At 72.8% G+C, this 19,160-nt stretch carries 18 protein-coding genes and 1 pseudogene; 12 read left to right on the forward strand and 7 right to left on the reverse strand.

Annotation, left to right across the window (positions count from 1 at the left end):
• Nucleotides 1-114: 114 nt before the first annotated feature.
• Together BJ983_RS01555 and BJ983_RS01560 are read right to left on the reverse strand one after the other, a co-directional pair.
• Nucleotides 115-924, reverse strand: a complete 810-nt coding sequence (locus BJ983_RS01555) for an SMP-30/gluconolactonase/LRE family protein (RefSeq protein ID WP_179792183.1) — start codon at nucleotides 922-924, stop codon at nucleotides 115-117.
• Nucleotides 925-958: 34 nt separating this feature from the next.
• A complete protein-coding gene (locus tag BJ983_RS01560) occupies nucleotides 959-1,309 on the reverse strand; it encodes an MmcQ/YjbR family DNA-binding protein (protein WP_179792184.1) in 351 nt (116 codons plus the stop codon).
• Between the two features lie 107 nt (nucleotides 1,310-1,416).
• On the opposite strand from BJ983_RS01560, the gene BJ983_RS01565 reads away from it, so the two are divergent.
• The gene (locus BJ983_RS01565; protein WP_179792185.1) at nucleotides 1,417-1,797 is read left to right on the forward strand and encodes a hypothetical protein; all 381 of its coding nucleotides are present in this window, start codon (nucleotides 1,417-1,419) and stop codon (nucleotides 1,795-1,797) included.
• Here the strand turns inward: BJ983_RS01565 and BJ983_RS01570 are convergent.
• The 3 genes from BJ983_RS01570 to BJ983_RS01580 all read right to left on the reverse strand — a co-directional run bounded on the left by BJ983_RS01570 (nucleotide 1,794) and on the right by BJ983_RS01580 (nucleotide 4,223).
• Nucleotides 1,794-2,606 (reverse strand): ABC transporter permease, encoded by an 813-nt coding sequence (locus BJ983_RS01570; protein ID WP_179792186.1) that lies wholly within the window; start codon nucleotides 2,604-2,606, stop codon nucleotides 1,794-1,796. The genes BJ983_RS01565 and BJ983_RS01570 overlap by 4 nt on opposite strands.
• Nucleotides 2,603-3,556, reverse strand: a complete 954-nt coding sequence (locus BJ983_RS01575; protein WP_179792187.1) for an ATP-binding cassette domain-containing protein — start codon at nucleotides 3,554-3,556, stop codon at nucleotides 2,603-2,605. Before BJ983_RS01575 ends, BJ983_RS01570 begins: the two co-directional genes overlap by 4 nt.
• Nucleotides 3,557-3,620: 64 nt before the next feature.
• Entirely contained in the window at nucleotides 3,621-4,223 is a 603-nt protein-coding gene (locus BJ983_RS01580; RefSeq protein ID WP_179792188.1) for a TetR/AcrR family transcriptional regulator, read from the reverse strand.
• Between the two features lie 106 nt (nucleotides 4,224-4,329).
• On the opposite strand from BJ983_RS01580, the gene BJ983_RS01585 reads away from it, so the two are divergent.
• From BJ983_RS01585 to BJ983_RS01600, 4 genes are all read left to right on the forward strand, one after another.
• A complete protein-coding gene (locus tag BJ983_RS01585; RefSeq protein WP_179792189.1) occupies nucleotides 4,330-4,743 on the forward strand; it encodes a nuclear transport factor 2 family protein in 414 nt (137 codons plus the stop codon).
• 37 nt (nucleotides 4,744-4,780) lie between these two features.
• Nucleotides 4,781-6,451, forward strand: coding sequence for a cation:proton antiporter domain-containing protein (locus tag BJ983_RS01590; protein WP_179792190.1), 1,671 nt, complete (start codon nucleotides 4,781-4,783; stop codon nucleotides 6,449-6,451).
• A 122-nt stretch (nucleotides 6,452-6,573) separates the two neighbouring features.
• Nucleotides 6,574-8,439: an MFS transporter gene (locus BJ983_RS01595; RefSeq protein ID WP_218890051.1), complete on the forward strand. Its 1,866-nt coding sequence runs from the start codon at nucleotides 6,574-6,576 to the stop codon at nucleotides 8,437-8,439.
• Nucleotides 8,436-9,047 (forward strand): TetR/AcrR family transcriptional regulator, encoded by a 612-nt coding sequence (locus BJ983_RS01600; protein ID WP_179792192.1) that lies wholly within the window; start codon nucleotides 8,436-8,438, stop codon nucleotides 9,045-9,047. Before BJ983_RS01595 ends, BJ983_RS01600 begins: the two co-directional genes overlap by 4 nt.
• Nucleotides 9,048-9,146: 99 nt before the next feature.
• Here the strand turns inward: BJ983_RS01600 and BJ983_RS32650 are convergent.
• Nucleotides 9,147-9,344, reverse strand: a pseudogene (locus BJ983_RS32650) (helix-turn-helix transcriptional regulator); the annotation flags it as partial.
• Nucleotides 9,345-9,624: 280 nt separating this feature from the next.
• Between BJ983_RS32650 and BJ983_RS01610 the strand changes: the two are divergent.
• Entirely contained in the window at nucleotides 9,625-10,197 is a 573-nt protein-coding gene (locus BJ983_RS01610) for an alcohol dehydrogenase catalytic domain-containing protein (protein ID WP_179792193.1), read from the forward strand.
• On the forward strand, nucleotides 10,185-10,340 hold the full coding sequence (locus tag BJ983_RS01615; protein WP_179792194.1) for a hypothetical protein: 156 nt from the start codon (nucleotides 10,185-10,187) through the stop codon (nucleotides 10,338-10,340). Before BJ983_RS01610 ends, BJ983_RS01615 begins: the two co-directional genes overlap by 13 nt.
• A gap of 61 nt (nucleotides 10,341-10,401) precedes the next feature.
• On the opposite strand, the gene BJ983_RS01620 is transcribed toward BJ983_RS01615, so the two are convergent.
• Entirely contained in the window at nucleotides 10,402-10,707 is a 306-nt protein-coding gene (locus tag BJ983_RS01620) for a hypothetical protein (protein ID WP_179792195.1), read from the reverse strand.
• Between the two features lie 171 nt (nucleotides 10,708-10,878).
• Between BJ983_RS01620 and BJ983_RS01625 the strand changes: the two genes are divergently transcribed.
• The 5 genes from BJ983_RS01625 (at nucleotide 10,879) to BJ983_RS32010 (ending at nucleotide 19,126) form a co-directional block, all read left to right on the forward strand.
• Nucleotides 10,879-12,222, forward strand: coding sequence for an amidase (locus BJ983_RS01625; protein ID WP_179792196.1), 1,344 nt, complete (start codon nucleotides 10,879-10,881; stop codon nucleotides 12,220-12,222).
• Between the two features lie 205 nt (nucleotides 12,223-12,427).
• Complete coding sequence (locus BJ983_RS01630) at nucleotides 12,428-13,045, forward strand: hypothetical protein (protein ID WP_179792197.1); 618 nt, start codon at nucleotides 12,428-12,430, stop codon at nucleotides 13,043-13,045.
• Complete coding sequence (locus BJ983_RS01635) at nucleotides 13,042-15,093, forward strand: Rv1355c family protein (RefSeq protein ID WP_179792198.1); 2,052 nt, start codon at nucleotides 13,042-13,044, stop codon at nucleotides 15,091-15,093. The genes BJ983_RS01630 and BJ983_RS01635 overlap by 4 nt, the downstream gene beginning before the upstream one ends.
• Nucleotides 15,094-15,121: 28 nt before the next feature.
• Nucleotides 15,122-16,999, forward strand: coding sequence for a putative bifunctional diguanylate cyclase/phosphodiesterase (locus tag BJ983_RS01640; RefSeq protein WP_343053610.1), 1,878 nt, complete (start codon nucleotides 15,122-15,124; stop codon nucleotides 16,997-16,999).
• Between the two features lie 237 nt (nucleotides 17,000-17,236).
• On the forward strand, nucleotides 17,237-19,126 hold the full coding sequence (locus BJ983_RS32010) for a prolyl oligopeptidase family serine peptidase (RefSeq protein ID WP_343053612.1): 1,890 nt from the start codon (nucleotides 17,237-17,239) through the stop codon (nucleotides 19,124-19,126).
• Nucleotides 19,127-19,160: the final 34 nt, after the last annotated feature.

Consider the following 19,160-nt stretch of genomic DNA (forward strand, 5'->3'; position numbering starts at 1 on the left):
TGATCACCAGGACATCGCGGATCTCCGCGCCCGGCGCCCGAATCCGCGACGTCCCGATGATTATGGTCCGGCAGGCGCGCGGGCGGTTGGGATCGTGGACCCTGGTCAGGACGATCAGACCCGCGGGACGTCCTCGAGGGCGACCACGAAGACCCGTGACGACCGGCGGGCCAGGACCTCGGCGGCCTTCTCGAAGCCCTCCCACTCGTTGCAGAGCAGGAACAGGTGCTCGTCGCTGACCGTGCAGGCGAAGCAGGGCATCGGGGTCTCGATGCGATGGGTGATCTCCCCGCCGTCCAGTACCCGAACGACCGCACCCGCCGGCGCGGACGGGTCACCGCTGTGGGCGAACGTGTCGGCGGTCTGGGCCCAGATGCCGCCGGCCGCGTCGATCGCGATGCCGTCGGGGCCGAGGCCGTCGGCCCAGGTCCGCCGCCCGTCGAGCGACCCGTCGTCGCGCAGGTCGAAGGCGGTGAGGCACCCGCCGACGGACTCGGCGATCACCAGCGTCGAGCCGTCGGGGGTGACGACCATGCCGTTGGGGAAGCGGATGTCGTCGGCGACGCGGCGGGACGTGCCGTCGGGGGAGACGAGGTCGATCCACCCGGGCTCGGTGAAGGAGAACCCGCCGTCGATCCCGTCGACGAAGACGTGGCCGCGCGGGTCCACCACCACCTCGTTGGCGCCGCCCTCGCGGACGATCTCACCGTCGATGCGAATCGCGTCGCCGGTCGTGACGCGGCGCCCGTCGGGCAGCCAGTCGAACGCCCACCCCATCTGCTCGGGCCCGGGCGCGACGACCTCGGCCTTCCCGTCGAGGTCCACCGCGATCACCTCACCGACGCCCCAGTGCGCGAACCACAGACGCCCGTCGTGCCAGCGGGCGCCCTCCACCATGGCCAGACCGTCGAGGAGCGTCTCCATGTCGGAAAACTAACAGAGAAGTCCTGAAAGACAACTACGGTGCCCACGCCGACGGGGCCTGGATGCGGTAGGAGTCCTGGAGCAGCTCGGCGAGCTCCTCCCAGTCGCTGTGCTCGTCGAGCAGCAGCCCGATCACGTTCGACCCCCAGGAAACCGTGAAGTACGGCGGCCCCATGTGGCCGAACGCGGCGACCTCGTCGGGCTCGCCGCGGAAGGTGATGCGGAACCGGCCGTCCTCGCCACCGAAGACGTGGGCGATCGTCGCGCCGCGGACCTTCCATCGCGTGCCGACCCAGGCGCGCTCCTGCGTGACGCCCTGCCACGCCCGCAGCACGGTGTCGATCCGCTCGACGAACTCCTCGGGGACGTCCGGCCGCTCACCCACGTCGACACCCTGGCACGACACCCCGACACCGTTGCGCCGGTCGCGGTGGAGGTACCGGCACTCGGCGGATGTTCCACGGGTGGTGCCACTCGATAGCGTCCGATCCCATGACCGTCTCCACCGCCGTCGCGGAGCTCAACGCCGGCGAACGTCTCAAGAACTGTGGCGAGCGACTGGCCGTCGCGGTGATCGACCGGCTCGCCGGGATCGCCGCCGACAAGGTGGACGACCTCTCCGACCAGGTCGAGAAGATGGCCTCGGGCGGCGGACTCAAGCTCGGGGCGATCTTCGGCGCCGGCAACGCGCTGATGGCGGGCAAGAACCCGGTGATCGGCGCGATGAAGGGTGCCTGGGGCGCCCTCGGCACCGGGCCGAAGATCGCGATCATCGTCGGGCTCGTCCTGCTCGGGGTACTGAGCCCGGTGGCCCTCCTGCTCCTGCTCGTCGGCCTGCTGGTCGCCGCGATCGTCTCGGCGGTGAAGAACTAGCGGCTGGCGGCCCGCCGGTACTGCGCGCTCGCGAGCGGGGCGAACACCGCGACCACGGCCACGGCCCAGATCAGCGTGTACAGCTGCGGGTGCTGCAGCGACCACGCCTGGGACACCGTCGCGGCCGGGTTCGGGTCGGGGTTGCCGAACAGCTCCCGGGCCGCCTGCGTCACCGCGGAGACCGGGTTCCACTCCGCGAACACCCGCAGCGGACCGGGCAGCGTGTCGAGCGGGACGAACGTGTTCGCGACGAAGGTCAGCGGGAAGATCACGATGAACGAGGCGTTGTTGATGACCTCGGGGCTCGGGATCAGCAGGCCCAGCCACGCCATGATCCACGAGACGGCGTAGGCGAAGATCAGCAGCAGGGCGAAGCCCCACAGCGCCTCCAGCGGGCCGGTGTTGATGCGCCAGCCGACCAGCAGCCCCGTGATCGACATGACGACGAGCACGATCACGTTGTTGACCACGTCGGACAGCGTCCGGCCGGTGAGCACCGCCGACGGCGCCATCGGCAGCGACCGGAACCGGTCGATGATGCCCTTCTTGACGTCCTCGGCGAGGCCGGCGCCGGTGTTGGTCGCCCCGAACACCACGGTCTGCGCGAAGATCCCCGCGATGAGGAACTCGCGGTAGGCGGCCCCGCCGCCGGTCGGGTCGATCGCACCGCCGAACACGTAGGCGAACAGCAGCACGAACATGATCGGCGAGAGCGTGGTGAAGACCAGCAGGTCGGGCACCCGCTTGATCTTGATGAGGTTGCGCTTGGCGACGACCGCCGCGTCGGTCACGACGTCGAGCGTGCTCACGACGCGTCCTCCTCGGTGGTCGAGCCGGTCAGCGTGAGGAAGACGTCGTCGAGGGTGGGGCGCCGGACCCCGGCGTCGTCGACGTCCAGGCCCTCGGCCTCCAACAGGTCCAGCGCCTGCCGCAACGCCTTCACCCCGCCCGACACGGGCATCGTCAGGGACCTCCGGTGCTCGTCGGTGACCGCCGGCGCGACGCCGAGCGGCGTGACCAGGCGCCGCGCCTCGTCGAGCCGGCCCGGGTCGGTGACGGTGAGCTCGAGACGCTCGCCGCCGATCTGGGCCTTGAGCTGGTCGGCCGTGCCGCGCGCGATGGCGCGGCCGTGGTCGATGACGACGATGTCGTCAGCCAGCACGTCGGCCTCCTCCAGGTACTGCGTGGTGAGCAGCAGGGTGGTGCCGCCCGCGACCAGCTGCTGGATCACGCCCCACATCTCCGTGCGGCTGCGCGGGTCGAGCCCTGTGGTCGGCTCGTCGAGGAAGAGCACCGGGGGAGCGGCGACGAGGGCGCCCGCGAGGTCGAGGCGCCGGCGCATGCCGCCGGAGTAGGTCCGGGCGGGACGGTCCCCGGCGTCGGACAGGCTGAACTGCGCGAGCAGCTCCCGGGCGCGCTCCCGGCTGCGGCGCCGCCCGAGGTGGTAGAGCCGCCCGATCATGTCGAGGTTCTCGAACCCCGTCAGGTACTCGTCGACCGCCGCGTACTGCCCGGAGAGCCCCAACCGTCGGCGCACCTCGCGGGGCTGGGCCAGCACGTCGATCCCGTCGATCGTCGCCCGCCCGGCGTCGGGCTGCAGGAGCGTGGTGAGGATGCGGACGATGGTCGTCTTCCCCGCACCGTTGGGCCCGAGGAGTCCGAGCACGGTGCCGCGCGGGACCTGCAGGTCGACGCCGTCGAGGGCGGTGACGCCGCCGTAGCGTTTGACCAGCCCGGCGACCTCGATCGCCACGTCCATGAAGCCCCCTGATGTCCGAAACCGGCGCGAGCGTAGCGACGGGGTCCGACAGCGTCGTCCGGATTCAGGCGCGGGCGGTCGCCTGCACCGCGGCCTCGACCGCCACGGCCAGGGTGTCCAGGTACGCGTCGTCGCACCGCTCCCGGGTGACGAGGATCCGGAGGAGCAGCGGGGCGATCAGCAGGTCCACGGCGAGGTCGACGTCGACGGTGTCGGGGAGCTCGCCCCGCGCGACCGCGGCCCGGACCACCGTCTCGCCGGCGACCCGCCGCGGCGCCGTCACGTCCGTCCGGAGGACCTCGGAGAGGGCCGGGGTGTGCCGGACCTCTGCGAACAGTGTCGGGCCGACGGCGGCGACCATCGGGTCCGCGACCTGGTCGCGAAGGGTCCCGAGCAGTTCCCGCAGGTCGCTCGCGAGGGCACCCGTCGTCGGGACCGGCGGGAGGGTGTCCGCGACCGACTGTCGGACGAGGTCGACCAGCATGGCCTCCTTGGAGGGCCAGCGCCGGTAGAGCGCCGCCTTGCCCACCCCGGCCCGCCGCGCCACGGCCTCCATCGACAGCCGGGCGTACCCGGCGTCGGCCAGCTCCGCGAAGGCCGCGGCCACGATCGCGTCGGTGACGCGCGGCCGCAGCACCGCGCCGCCGCTCGCCCGCCGCTCCGCCATGCGACCAGCGTAAGCGAACGAGACGGTTGCGTTCCACTCACACCGCGCCTAGCGTCGACAGCAACGGAACGGGACCGTCTCGTTCGCGAAACCCGAGGAGGATGCCGTGACCACGGCGACGAGCACCCGCGCCCGCGTGCTGACCCGGAGCCTCGACGCCTTCCACCGCGCCGACGTCGACACGTTCATGGCGATGTACGCCGAGGACGCGGTCCACGAGTTCCCGTTCGCCCCGGAGGGGATGCCGACGCGGCTCGAGGGCCGGGCGGCCATCGAGGCCTGGATGCGCCAGGTCCCGGACATCCTCACGCTCGACGGCGGGATGCACGACCTGCGGATCCACGAGGGCGCGGACACCCTGACCGTCGAGTGGTCGTCGACCGGTCACTTCGCCGACGGCAGCCCCGCGGCGGTCTCCTACGTCGCCGTGGTGACGTTCGAGGGCGACCTCGTCGTGCGGTACCGCGACTACATCAACCCCCTGGACCTGCGGCCGGCGACGTTCCCGCCCCGGGGCTGACCCCTCCGGCGCGTCCCGCGCCTGCGAGGCTGCCCGCGTGACGGAGCTGCTCGTCGTGCTGGTGACCGGGTTCGTCGTGATCGCCGCGGCGGCCGTCGTCGGTCCGCGGCTGGGGATCGCCGCCCCGCTGGTGCTCGTGGTGGTCGGGGTGGGCGCGAGCTTCCTCCCGCTCTTCACGGCCGTGGAGATCGAGCCGGAGTGGATCCTCGAGGGGGTCCTGCCGCCGCTGCTCTACTCGTCCGCGGTGTCGATGCCCGCCATGAACTTCCGTCGCGAGTTCGGCGCCATCAGCGGGCTGTCGGTGGTCCTCGTCGTGGCCAGCTCGCTCGTGCTCGGGGTGTTCTTCGCCCTCGTCGTGCCGGGCCTCGGCTTCGCCTGGGGCGTCGCGCTCGGGGCGATCGTCAGCCCGACCGACGCGGTCGCCACCTCGATCATCAAGCGCACCCCGACGTCGAAGCGGGTCGTCGCGATGCTCGAGGGCGAGAGTCTGCTCAACGACGCGACCGCGCTCGTCATCCTGCGCACGGCCATCGTCGCGACGGCCGCGGCCTTCTCCTTCTGGGGTGCGCTGGGGTCCTTCGCCTACTCGGTGGCCGTCGCGGTCGTGCTCGGGGGCGCCGTCGGGGTGCTCGCCCTGCAGGTCCGCAAGCGGGTGTCGGACCCGACCGTCACCACCGTCATCTCGTTCGCCGTGCCCTTCGTCGCCAGCGTCCCGGCCGAGCTGCTCGAGGCCTCCGGCCTGGTCGCCGCCGTCGTCGCGGGCCTGGTCACCGGCGTGCGCGCCCCGCGCGACCTCTCCGTCCGGAACCGCCTGTCGGACTCGCAGAACTGGTGCACGGTCGAGCTCGTGCTCGAGGGCGCGGTCTTCCTGACGATGGGGCTGCAGATCCGGACGATCGTCGAGTCCGTCGAGCGGGATCACGCCGGGGTCGCCACGGCCGTGCTCGTCGCGGTGGGGGCCCTCGTCCTGACGGTGCTCCTCCGCGCGGCCTACGTCGCGCCCCTGCTCAAGGTCCTCGCCGTCCGGTCCCGACGCAGCGGGCGGCTCCGCGACCGCATGCAGGAGATGCAGGGCCGGATGACGACGCCGGAGGGACAGCAGGAGGCCTTCGCCGAGGTCAACCGCCGTCGTCGGGAGCCCTCGGGCCGCCAACTCGAACGCTTCGCCTCCCGCGTGACCCAGGTCGTCGCCGACATCGACTACTTCCTGCGGCAGCCGCTCGGCTGGCGCGAGGGCACGACGGTGGTGTGGGCCGGCATGCGCGGCGCGGTCACCGTGGCGGCGGCGCAGACGCTCCCGGAGTCGACGCCCCAACGGTCGGTGCTCGTCCTCGTCGCCTTCACGGTCGCGACGCTGTCGCTGCTGGTGCAGGGCGGGACCATCGGCCCCCTGGTGCGACGCCTCGCGCCGCCGGCCGACCCCGACGCGACCGATGAGCAGGCGGAGGCCGACCGCCTCCGGCTCCTCGAGCTCATGCGCCATGCGGGCGACGACCTACCCGAACCCGTCCCGGCCGAGGGCGAGTCCCGGACTGCGACCGTGCAGGCGCAGGTCCGGTGGCGGATCGCCGTCCTGGAGGCGCAGCGCGCGGCCCTGCTCGACGCCCGGGACCACGGGACCTTCGACGCGGACGCCCTCGAGGAGGCCCTCGCCAACCTGGACGCCTCCCAGATCGCGATCGAGCTGCGGGTGCGGCCCGCCGACTGAAACCACTGCGCGTTGTGCAGGACAGCACACCACGCAAACTTGCACGCTGTGCAGAGATGCGTAATGTGAAGGACGGCGCCACGGGCAGGCCGTGGCGACTCCTCTCGCAAAGGCCGCACCCCATGACCACCGCCGCACCCGCGCGCACCAGCCGGCGCGCCGTGCTCATCCCGCTCTCGGGCCTGCTGATGGCGCTGTTCGTCGCCATCCTCAGCTCGACGATCGTGTCCAACGCCCTGCCGCGGATCATCGGCGAGCTGGGCGGCACCCAGGCGCAGTACACCTGGGTCGTCACCGCCTCGCTGCTGGCGATGACCGCGTCCACCCCGATCTGGGGCAAGCTCGCGGACCTCTTCTCCAAGAAGCTGCTGGTCCAGCTCGCCATCGGCGTGTTCATCGTCGGCTCGATGCTCGCCGGGCTGTCGACCTCGACGCCGATGCTGATCGGGTTCCGCGTGCTGCAGGGCCTGGGCATGGGCGGTCTGACGGCCCTCGCGCAGGTCGTGATCGCCGCGATCATCCCGCCCCGCGAGCGCGGCCGGTACTCCGGCTACCTCGGCGCGATCATGGCCGTGGCCACCGTCGGCGGCCCGCTCATCGGCGGCGTCATCGTCGACACCATCGGCTGGCGCTGGTGCTTCTACGTCACCGTGCCGATCGCCGTCGTCGCCCTCGTCGTGCTCCAGCGGACCCTGACCGTGCCCACCGAGAAGCGCGAGGTGCACATCGACTACCTCGGCGCGCTGCTCATCGCCGGCGGCGTCTCGGCCCTGCTGATCTGGACCTCGCTGGGCGGCAAGAACTTCGCCTGGGTCTCCTGGGCGTCGCTGGCCTGGCTCGCCGTCGGGATCGTCGCGCTCGTGCTCGCCGTCCTCGTCGAGTCGCGGGCGAAGGAGCCGGTGATCCCGCTCCAGCTCTTCCGCAACCGCACCGTCGCGCTCGCCACGGTCGCCGGCCTGTTCGTCGGCGTCGCGATGTTCGGCTCCTCGGTGTTCCTGTCGCAGTTCTTCCAGCTCGCACGAGGTGCCTCCGCGACCGAGGCCGGGCTGCTGACCCTCCCGATGATCGCCGCCCTGTTCCTCGCCTCCACCGTCGTCGGGCAGTTGATCTCCCGCACCGGGAAGTGGAAGGTCTACCTGGTCGGCGGCGGTGTCTCGCTGGTCGCCGGGCTGCTCATGCAGGGCCTCGTGATGAGCGCGGACGCGCCGTACTGGGAGCTCGCCGTCGCGATGGCCCTCGTCGGGCTCGGCGTCGGCGCCACCCAGCAGAACCTCGTGCTCGCCGTCCAGAACCAGGTCGCCCTGCGCGACATGGGTGCTGCCAGCTCCACCGTCGCGTTCTTCCGGTCGCTCGGCGGTGCCGCCGGCGTCGCCGCGCTGGGGGCGCTGCTCTCCAGCCACGTCTCCGCGGCCATCACCTCCGGGCTCACGGCGGTGGGCATCCCCGCATCCGCGACCTCGTCGTCGAGCGGGCAGATCCCGAACGTCGCGACGCTGCCCGAGCCGATCCGCTCCGTCGTCGAGAACGCCTACGGCGACTCGGTCGCGCTGATGTTCCTGGTCGCGGCGCCGCTGGCGCTCGTCGCCCTGATCGCGATCCTGTTCCTCCGCGAGGTGCCGCTGCGCGACACGATCGACCTCGAGGCCTCGGCCCCGGCCGCCTCGGAGACCGCGGAGCCGGCCTCGCTCGTCACCGGGACCGTGCGGGACGGCAAGCGCCCGGCGGTCGGCGCGGTGCTCACCCTCGTCGACCGCACCGGCCACCAGCTCGCCCGGGCCACCGCCGACGACGAGGGCCGGTACCGGCTCCCCGTCGAGGACGACGTGGCGCCGCACCTGCTCATCGCGCAGTACCGCGGCACCCCGCACGTCGAGATGCTCGCCGGCACGGTCGGCGCCCAGCGCCGCGACCTGAGGCTCGGCGAGGAGCTCACCGGGCGGCACGCGCTGGATGCCACCACCGAGGCCATGTCCGCGGTGACACGATGACCACCGTGGAGCTCGGACGCCGGGAGCGGAAGAAACTGGCCACGCGGACCGCCCTGAGCGAGGCCGCGCTCGGCCTGTCGCTCGAGCACGGCGTCGAGAACGTGACGATCGAGCAGATCGCCGACGCCGCCGACGTCTCGCTGCGCACCTTCTTCAACTACTTCTCCAGCAAGGAGGAGGCCGTCGTCGCGGGCGACGCGGCGCGCGGCGACGTCCTCGTCGAGCTCGTGGCGGAGCGCCCGGCCGACGAGGACGTGCTCACCGCCCTGCGGGTCGCGGTCCTGCAGCACGTCGAGGAGCTCGCGGGGGACGACCGGCTCGATGCGCTGCGGCTGATGCGCGAGACGCCGTCGTTGCTCCCGGCCCAGCTCGCCGCCTACGCGGCCCGCGAACGCGAGCTCGCGGTCGTGATCGCGGGGCGGCTGGGGGAGGTGCTTCACGACGACGGGGCGGTGAGCCTGCGGGCCGCCGTCGCGGCTGCCACGGTGCTGGCCGGGGTGCGGGTGGTGATGCAGCGCTGGACCGACCGCGGTACGCGCGACCGGGCGGTGCTGCGGGCGAAGCTGACGGAGATGTTCGACCAGCTCGCGGCGGGGCTGGACCGGTGATCTCCGCCTAGGCCGGGCGTCCCCGGCGCAGCCGCTGCGGGGCACGCCGAACCATCGCCGGCAGGCGCGGGAGAGGGTGCTCTGCTCGGTGTAGCCCAGCATCGTCGCGATTTGGGGGAGCGGGCGCTCGGAGTAGCAGACGGACTGCTCGGCGAGGTCGCGGCGCACCTCGTCGAGCGTCACCTCGAACGACGTGCCCTCGTCGCGGAGGCGCCGCTGCAGGGTGCGCGGGTGCAGGCCGAGGTGCTGGGCGACGGTGCCGATGGTGGCCTGCCCCGTCGGCAGGAGGCGGTCCACGAGCTCCGGGACGTGTGAGCATCAGCAGCGCGGGACCGGCGCCGAGCTCGGTGACCAGCGTGTCGAACCCCTGGAGCGAGGCCGACCGGACGAGCGCGTCCACTGTCGCGAAGAGTCAAAGACCTGTCGCTCGGAGTCAAGCCCGCGAGGCCTGCAGATGGTTGTCTCGATCCGACCACCACCGCCTCGACGAGGAGAGCGAGATGCCGACGAGCACGGGACCGGTCGACCTCTGGGGTGACGAGGCGGGCTTCACCGGGTCCACCCCCGTGGGGCACTGATGCGCAGCGTCCTCATGCAGGATCGGGAGGTCCGGGTCGCGGAGGTGCCCGACCCGGAGCCCGGTCCGGGCGAGGTCGTCGTCGACGTCCTCGCCTGCGGGGTGTGCGGGTCCGACCTGCATTGCGTCGCGCACGGCGCCGACGTCAACGCCGCGACCCGCAACGCGCTCGGCGTCGAGCTGATGGACCTCTCGCGTCCCGTCAGCTTCGGCCACGAGTTCGTCGGCGCCGTGGCGGAGTACGGCGCGAACACCCAGCAGACCCTGCCGGTGGGCACCCGCGTGGTCTCGATGGCGGCGCTGCTGCGGGAGACCCCGGCGTTCGTGGGGTTCTGCGGCCCGGAGGTGCCCGGCGGCTACTCCGAGCGGATGCTGCTCTCCGAGCCGCTGCTCATGCCGGTACCCGACCACGTCGACACGGCGATCGCGGCGCTCACCGGGTCGCTCGCGGTCGCGTCGCGGGCCGTCGCGAAGGCGGAGCTCGGGCCGGACGACGTCGCGCTCGTCGTCGGGTGCGGGCCGATCGGTCTCGCAGTGCTCGCCGCGCCGGGAAGCTCGACGTGGCGACGATGATCTCGGGGCACGTCTCGCTCGACGAGGTGCCGGAGACCTTCGCGCGCCACGCGACGAACCCGGTCGACGCGAAGCTCCTGGTCGACCCGTCGAGGGCGGCGCCGGTCGGTGTCGCGCGGGAGGTCGAGGTCGCCCAGGCCTGACGGAGCCGGATTCCCTGGCACCGGGTGCATGCAGCGACGCATGGCCGGCACCCGGAAGCGGTCAGGGCGCGGAGCTCGCCGTCCGGAGGCCGTCGCCGTCGAGGACGAGGTGGTCCTGCCCGTGTTCGCGCACGAGCAGGGCCTCCTCGATCTGCGCGAGCAGGGACTGCAGGCGGTCGGCCTCGTGGTCGTCGTCGGCCGGGGCGCCCAGGTGTTCGGTGAGGCTCGCGGCGTCGACGTGCAGCTGCACCGGCGGCTCGATCGGTTCGCCGTCGAGGGCGGCCAACGCGAGCCCCGGGGTGTCGGCGAGGTCGGCGCGGAAGCCGAGCGCCGAGCGGAAGCGGTCGAAGCGTTCCTGTGGGTCCATGGGGTCCTCCGGGTGCGGGAGCCACCGATGGTCCGCACGTACCGCGAGGTACGCCACGAGGGGCGGGTGTGACGTCGGGCCCTGCGGCCGTGACGTCCCCGACGATGTGGCGTTGCTGCCACTGGACGCCAGCGACGACGCTTCGCTGCCACATCCTGGGGAGCCCGCCGCATGACCGACGACGCCCTCGGCGACGACGACACGACCGCCCTGGTGGCCCGGCTCCGCCGGCGTGAGGTGTCGCCGGCGGAGCTGCGTACCGCCGTCGCGGAGCGGCTCGCGGTCGTCGACCCCACGGTCCGCGGCCTCGGGCTCGACCGGACGGGAGCACCCGTCGTCGGGAATCCCGACGGGCCCCTCGCGGGCGTGCCGACGCTGGTCAAGGAGAACACCGACGTCGCCGGGTGGTCCACGACGAACGGCTCGGCGGCCTACGTGCCGACCCCGTCGGCGGCGCACTCCGCGGTGACGCACCAGCTGCTCGCGGCGGGGCTCGACCTGGTGGGCACGAGCCGGATGCCGGAGTTCGGGCTGAACGCGACCACCGAGTTCGTCGACGCGGAGCCGACCTGCAACCCGCACGACCCGGCGTACTCCGCAGGCGCCTCGTCCGGCGGGGCGGCGGCGCTCGTGGCCGCGGGCGCGGTCCCGCTGGCCCACGCGAACGACGGCGGCGGCTCGATCCGCATCCCGGCGGCGGCGTGCGGGCTGGTCGGGCTGAAACCGGGCCGCGGACGCCTGGCGCGCAGCGCGCACGGACGGCTGATGCCGATCGACCTGGTGGCCGACGGGGTGGTCACCCGCACGGTCCGCGACTCCGCGCTCGCCTTCGCGGCGTTCAGCGGGGAGCTGCGGGTCGAGGGACCGGGCCGGCGGCTGCGCGTGGGGGTGGTGCTGCACAGCCCGGCCGGCGGCGAGGTCGACGCCGCGACCCGGGCGGCGGTGCGGCGCAGCGCGGCCGCCCTCGAGGCCGCGGGGCACCGCGTCGAGCCGCACACCCCCGCCGTCGGGAAGGCCTTCGTCGACGACTTCCTCGTCTACTGGGGGATGCTCGCGTTCTCGATCGCGGCCGGTGGCCGCGCGGCGTTCGGGCCGAGCTTCGACCGGTCCCGGCTCGACCCGCTCACGCGCGGCCTCGCCCGCCACTTCCGGACGGCGGGTCCGCGTCGCCCCGGGTTCCTCCGGCGGCTGCGGGCGCTCCCGTACGCCGAGGAGTTCACCCATCACGACGTGCTCCTCTCGCCCGTCCTGGCGCACCGGACGCCGCCGCTCGGGTGGCTCAACCCGGCGGTGCCGTTCGACGAGCTGGCCGAGCGCCTCGTGCGCTACGTCGGCTTCACGCCGCTGCAGAACGTCGCGGGCGCCCCGGCGATCGCGGTGCCGGCGGGGTGGGACGGGAGGCTGCCGGTCGGGGTCCAGATCGCGGGCCTCCCGGGCGACGAGGCGACGTTGCTGGAGCTGGCCTTCGAACTCGAGGCGGCCGAGCGGGTGTTCGCCCCGGTCCGAAGCGCGTAGCGGACCGTGGCCGGCCTACGGCATCCGGAGGAGACGGCCGCCATCGTCAGGAGCCACCGGATGGCGGCTGATTCCCAGGCTCCGGCCGCGAAAGATCCCTCTCGTCGTCGGCGATGGAGGTCGGATGTCGGTAGGGATCGCGACCGGACGCTCGGCAGCTTGGGAGCTCCGTTACGAGGTCCCTCGGACCGATCACACCGTGATCGTGAGCAGCCCCGAGGCCCGGCCCGACCTCTGGGACGCCTACCTCGCGGGAGTCGTCGAGGTCTACGGCTCGTACGGCGTCGTGCCCGCCCTCGAGCTCGACCGGGACCTGACCTCGCTGGTGTTCGTGGCCTTCGACCGCGACGGACGCGCCCGCGGCGGCATCCGGTCGCAGGGCCCCTACGACCACCCGTCCCAGGCGCAGGCCCTCGCGGTGTGGGAGAACGACGCACGCGTCCGTCGGCTCGTCCGGGAGCGTCTCGCCGACGGTCTGGTCGAGACCAAGGGACTGTGGGTCGAGCGCGACTTCCCCGGCCGTCGCGAGCTGGTGCACACCTTCGGCCGGACGCCGGTCCACGCGAGCACCATCCTGGGGGCGCGCTACGGGCTCGGCACCACCGCCGCACACACCGAGGCGCTCTGGATGTCGTCCGGGGCGGTGCTGCGCTACGACGTGCCCCCGGTGCCCTATCCCGACGAGCGCTACCGCACCCACCTCATGTTCTGGGACCGATGGCACCTTCCCGCGAGCGTCACGGACGCCGACCGACGGGCGCTCGACCTCGAGACCGCCCAGCTGATGGGAGTCGAGGTGCCCGCACCCCGGTCGGGGCGATGACCGCCGCAGCGGGAGGTCACCGCGCGATCCCGGTCGACGCACCTCCGCCCGGTGCCGTGGTCCTCGACCGGAGCGCCGAGCAGCAGGCTGACCTCGCGTCGCTCACCTCCGACGCACCGCCCGACGCCGAACTGCGTTGGGTGTACTACCCCTGGCGGAACACCGTGGTCGCGGTGCTCGGTCCCGGGGCGTTCCGGCGGGTGCGCCAGGACCGGAACCGGAACAAGATCACGGCCGCTGAGCAGGGACGGCTCGCGGGGACGACCGTGGGCGTGGCCGGGCTGTCGGTCGGGCACGCCATCGCCCACACCCTCGCGCTCGAGGGCCTGTGCGGGCGTCTGCGCCTGGCCGACTTCGACGCGATCGACCTGTCGAACCTCAACCGCATTCCGGCCACGGTGTTCGATCTCGGCGTCAACAAGGCCGTCGTCACCGCTCGCCGGATCGCCGAGCTGGACCCGTGGTTGCCCACCGACGTGCATCCGGAGGGCATCACGGACGCGACGATCGACGGCTTCCTGGACGGGTTGGACGTGCTCGTCGAGGAGGCCGACTCGATCGACATCAAGGTGCGGCTGCGCGAGGGGGCTCGAGCACGCGGAATCCCCGTCGTCATGGTGACGAGCGACCGAGGCCTGCTCGACGTCGAGCGCTTCGACCTCGAGCCCGATCGCCCGCTCTTCCACGGGCTCGTCGGCGACCTCGACTCCGCTGCGCTGGCCAGTCTGTCCACCCGCGACAAGGTCCCCTACGTCATGCGCATCCTCGGCGCGGCGGAGCTCTCGCCGCGGATCGCCGCGTCGATGGTCGAGGTGGGCACGACCCTGTCGACCTGGCCGCAGCTCGGCGGGGACGTCGTCCTGGGCGCCGCGCAGGTCGCGGCCGTCGTGCGGCGCCTCGGGCTGGGGCACGACCTGCCGTCGGGACGGGTCCGGCTCGACCTCGAGGAGACCCTGGATGCGCTGGTGGCCGAGCCCGCCACGGTTCCGGGGACGTCCGAGGCGGAGGAATCCGCCGGGCCCGACGACATCCTGGAGGCGATCCGGCGCGCACCCTCGGGTGGGAACGTGCAGCCGTGGCGGGTCGAGCGCGACGAGGACGAGGTCCGGCTCTTCCTCGACGAGGCCCGGACGACCACCATGGACGTCGACTTCCGGGGCAGCCATGTGGCCCTGGGGGCCGCGCTGTTCAACGCCCGGGTCGCGGCGGCCCGGGCTCGCCGTCTGGGGGAGTTCGCGATCCTTCCCGACGACGCGCGCCCGGACCTGGTCGCGACGCTGCGCCTGGGGCGCGGGACCGACGAACGTCTGGCGGACCTCGACGTGCTCTCACGCGGCACGAACCGCGCCTTCGGGGTGGCGCAGCCAGTCGACCCGGCCCTGAAGGGCGCGCTGGCGGCGGCGGCGGCGGCGGAGGGGGGCCGGCTGCACCTGGTCGAGCCGGGGGAGGCGATGACCCGCGCCGGTGCGGCCATGGCCCGGGCCGACCGCATCCGCTACCTGACCGACCGACTGCACCGCGAGATGTTCGAGGAATTGATCTGGCCCGGGGGCGACACCAGCACGGGCATCGACGTCGCCACCCTCGGACTCGACGAGGGGGATCTGGCGAAGCTGACCATCGCGCGGCGCCCCGAGGTCATGGCGCTCCTCGCCGAGTGGGGCGCCGGTTCGGCGCTCGCCGACGACACGCGCGACCGGGTGGCGTCGAGTTCCGCTCTCGCGGTGGTGACGGTGCCTGGCACGACGAAGCGTCACTTCGTGTACGGAGGAATGGCGGTCGAGGCCGTCTGGGTAGCGGCCGAACGGTCGGGCCTGGCCGTCCACCCGGTCTCGCCGGTCTTCCTCTATGCGGTCGAACAGGACGACTTGCGCACTCTCTCCGAGCCTTTCGAGGACGCGCTCGCCGAACTCCGTCAGGAATTCCGCACCGCGGTCGGTGTCGCGGATGACGAGGCGGTGGCTCTCGTGTTAAGGCTGAGCCACGGAGGGGCGACACCCGTGCGGAGCAGACGTCGCCCAGTCGGGGGGGTCCCTCGTCATGCCTGAATGGCCGAATATTCGTTACGCTCTGTACGTGGACCAGCCGGATCACGACCGAGAGCCCGCCAACCTGGACGAGTTGGTGACGTCGGTCGCGACGACCCTCATGGGGATCGACTCCGCCGGTCTGCGGGAGGCCTCGGGGTGCGTCCTCTCCCGGCTGGTGCAGTACTTCGGGGTGGACCTGAGCTTCTTGCGCTTCCACGACGACCGGGAACGCGCGACGGTGCTCGTCGCAGAATGGCCGCCCCGCCCCGACATCCCCGACCCGGACCCGCTCGGCGTCATCCCGTTCGCCACCGCCGACCCGATCTTCGCCGCCAGCGAGCACCAGACGGAGATCATGGTCATCCGTCCGGCCGAGTCGCCGGACTACCAGGAGCGGGTCCGCAACGGGTCAGGCGTGGAGCTGACCTCGCTCGCCGTCGTACCCCTGCGCCTCGACGGTCGGACGACCGGTGGCCTGGGGTTTATCAAGTACGGCGACCGGGGCTGGGAGGACGACGAGCTCCGGGCGCTGAAGACCATCGCGCTGCTGTTCGCCCAGATGCAGGGCCGGATGGCCGCGGAGGAGCGGCTGCGGCACATCGCCCACCACGACGAGCTCACCGGGCTACCGAACCGGCGGGCGCTGATGGAGCACCTGACGGGCGTGCTGGCGGCGGCCGAGACCGGCACCCGGGCGCTGCTGTTCATCGACGTCGACCGGCTCAAGGCGATGAACGACTTCCTCGGCCACGAGGCGGGGGACCGGTTCATCGTCGAGATCGCCGAGCGCCTGCGGGCCGCGGTCGACCCGTCGGACGTCGTCGCGCGGCTGGGCGGGGACGAGCTCGTCGTGTCGGTCGGCGGGACGTGCGACGAGTCGCGGGCCGTCGCGCTCGCGGAGCGGATCCAGCGGGCGATCGCGCAGCCGATCCAGCTGGGCGGGCAGTCGCTCGGACGCACCGTCAGCGTCGGGATCGCCGTGATGGAGCCCGCGTCCGTGTCGCTGGCGCAGTGGCTGCGCTCGGCCGACCACGCGGTCCTGGTGGCGAAGAAGCGCGGCGGCAACAACGTCGTGGTGTTCACCGCCGAGATGGAGAAGCGCGAGCAGGTGCGCGTCGCAGTGGAGATGAACCTGCTGACGGCGATCCGCGACGGCTCGCTCACGGTGGCCTACCAGCCCATCGTCGACCTGCGCACCCGCATCCCGGTGGGCGTCGAGACCCTCGTGCGGTGGAACCACCCGACGCTCGGACCGGTGGCGCCGGAGCTGTTCGTCGGGGTCGCCGAGGCCACCAACCTCGCGGGGGAGCTGGGCGACTGGGTGCTCGGCGAGGCCTGCCGGCAGTTCGCGACGTGGCGGGCGGAGCTGCCCGCCGGGGTGATGGACGGGTTCGCGATCTCGGTGAACATCTCCCCGGTTCAGCTCATCGCCATCGACTTCGTGAGCACCGTGGCGAACACCCTCGAGCGCTACGGCCTCTCCGGCCGCGACCTCATCCTCGAGGTCACCGAGCACGCCGTGGTCAGTGACGACGCCGCCGCCCGCACGACGCTGCACGGCCTGCGCGCGCTCGGCGTGGCCATCGCGATCGACGACTTCGGCACCGGGTACAGCTCGCTCGCGCAGCTCAAGGCGTTCCCGGTGAACACGCTCAAGATCGACCGCGGGTTCGTCCTCGACCTCGGGCACAGCCTCGACGACCACGCCATCGTCCGCTCGATCATCAAGCTCGCCGAGTCGTTCGGGCTCGACCTGATCGCGGAGGGCGTGGAGAGCGAGGAGGCGGCGGCCACCCTGGTCGAGCTCGGCTGCCGCGTCGCGCAGGGGTACCTGTTCTCGCGGCCGCTGCCCGCCGAGAAGGTCGCGGCCGCGCTCCTCAGCCGGAGCAGCGGGACGGCGTGGACCCGTCGGGCGACGGGCTAGTCGTCCTCGTCGGTCGGTTCCGGATCGGGATCGTCGGTCCCGTCCCACAGGTCGCCGATGAGATCGCGGAGATTCCCGAGCAACAGGCTCATCGTGGTCCCCCCGCTGTCATCCCCGCGCTTTCCGGCCGCCCGCTTCGTTTCCCGCGTGCCCGGATCCGTAGCACGGTAACCGCTCCGCCGCCCGCGATCGGTACCTGACCGATCCCGAAGCGCTCCGCGGTCTACCGTGCACGCCGTGACCCCGGTGACCTCGGATCTCGTCGTGACCGCTGCCGTCCGCCTCGACGCGGCCGTCCCCGACCGCGGCGGCGTCGTCTGGGGCGAGGGCCGCGCCGCCGACGGCGGCCGGGTGCAGCTCGTGCGCCGTGCCGCCGACGGGACGACCCACGACCTGCTCCCCGAGGGCTCCAACGCCCGCACCGCCGTGCACGAGTACGGCGGCGGGGCCTGGTGGGTCCACGGCGGCGTCGTGTTCACCGTCGACTGGTCCGACCAGCGGCTGCGCCGGGTCGACGACGGCGTCGTCACGCTGCTGACGCCGGAGCCGGCCGTCCCGCGCGGCGACCGCTACGCCGACGGCGACGTCGCCCCGGACGGCTCCTGGCTGGTGTGCGTCCGGGAGCACCACCCGACGGCGGGTGCACCGGCGACCGACGTCGTCAACGAGGTCGTGCGGCTGTCGGCGGTCGAGCTGTCGGAACCGGAGGTGCTGGTCAGCGGCCCGGACTTCGTGGCCGCGCCGCGTCTGTCGCGCGACGGGCGCCGCCTGGCCTGGCTGTCGTGGGACCACCCGTCGATGCCGTGGGACGACGTCGTCCTCACGGTGCGCTCGCTGGACTCCGGCGAGGAGACCGTCGTCGCCGGGGGTCCGGGCGAGTCGGTCTCCGAGCCCGCCTGGCACGACGACGGGTCGCTCACCTTCATCTCCGACCGCACCGGGTGGTGGAACCTCTACCGCTGGACCGGCTCCTCCGTGGAGCCGCTGGTCGTGCTCGACGCCGAGATCGGGGAGCCCGGCTGGCAGCTCGGCGGGTCGCGCTACGCCGTTCTCGACGACGGGTCGCTTGTCTTTGCGCGGTCGTCCGACGGCTTCGACGTGCTGGTGGTGCGGGCGGTGTCCGGGGAGCTCACCGAGCTCGACACCAGCTTCAGCGCGATCCGCTCGGTGCGCGCCGACGGTGACGGCGTCGTCTGCATCGCGGGCAGCCCGGTCGCCGAGCCGGGGGTGCACCGGGTGTCGGTCGCCGGCGCGGTGGAGACGCTGCGCCCGCCGCGGGACCTCGGCCTCGATCCGGACACCATCTCCGTACCCGAGCCGATGACGTTCCCGTCGGTCGACGGCGACGGGAACGCGAGGGACGCGCACGCGCTGTACTACCCGCCGTCGGGAAGCGTCTCCGGACCGCCGCCGCTGCTCGTGGTGATCCACGGTGGCCCGACCGGCGCCGCGACGCCGGTGCTCGCGGTGGGCCTGCAGTACTGGACGAGCCACGGGTTCGGCGTCGTCGACGTGAACTACGGCGGGTCGACCGGCTACGGCCGCGCCTACCGGGAGCAGCTGCAGGGTGCCTGGGGCATCGTCGACGTCGCCGACTGTCTGGCAGCGGCCCGGGCGTTGGCCTCGGCGGGCCGGGTGGACCCGGAGCGGCTGGCCATCCGGGGCGGGTCGGCGGGCGGGTTCACGGTCCTCGCGTCGCTGGCACGGCCCGACACCCCGTTCGCGGCCGGCGCCGACCACTTCGGCGTCGCCGACCTCGAGGCGCTCGCCCGGGACACGCACAAGTTCGAGTCGCGCTACCTCGACGGCCTGGTCGGCCCGTACCCCGAGGCCCGCGACGTCTACGTGGCGCGGTCGCCGTTGACGCACGTCGGCGAGTTCTCGACGCCGTTGATCGTGCTGCAGGGCGACGAGGACGCGATCGTGCCACCGAACCAGTCGGAGATGATCGTCTCGGCGTTGCGCGACAAGGGCGTGCCGGTCGCCTACCTGCTCTTCGCGGGGGAGCAGCACGGTTTCCGGGCCGCCGAGAACATCAAGCGTGCCCTCGACGCCGAGCTGGCCTTCTACGCCCGCTTGTTCGGGCTCACCGTGGACGTGCCGCCGGTGGAGATCGAGAACCTGTAGGCGGCGCCTGGGCTCCGGCGGAGATGTAGCGGAT

Source organism: Actinomycetospora corticicola, from assembly GCF_013409505.1.
GTDB classification, from domain to species: Bacteria; Actinomycetota; Actinomycetes; order Mycobacteriales; family Pseudonocardiaceae; genus Actinomycetospora; species Actinomycetospora corticicola.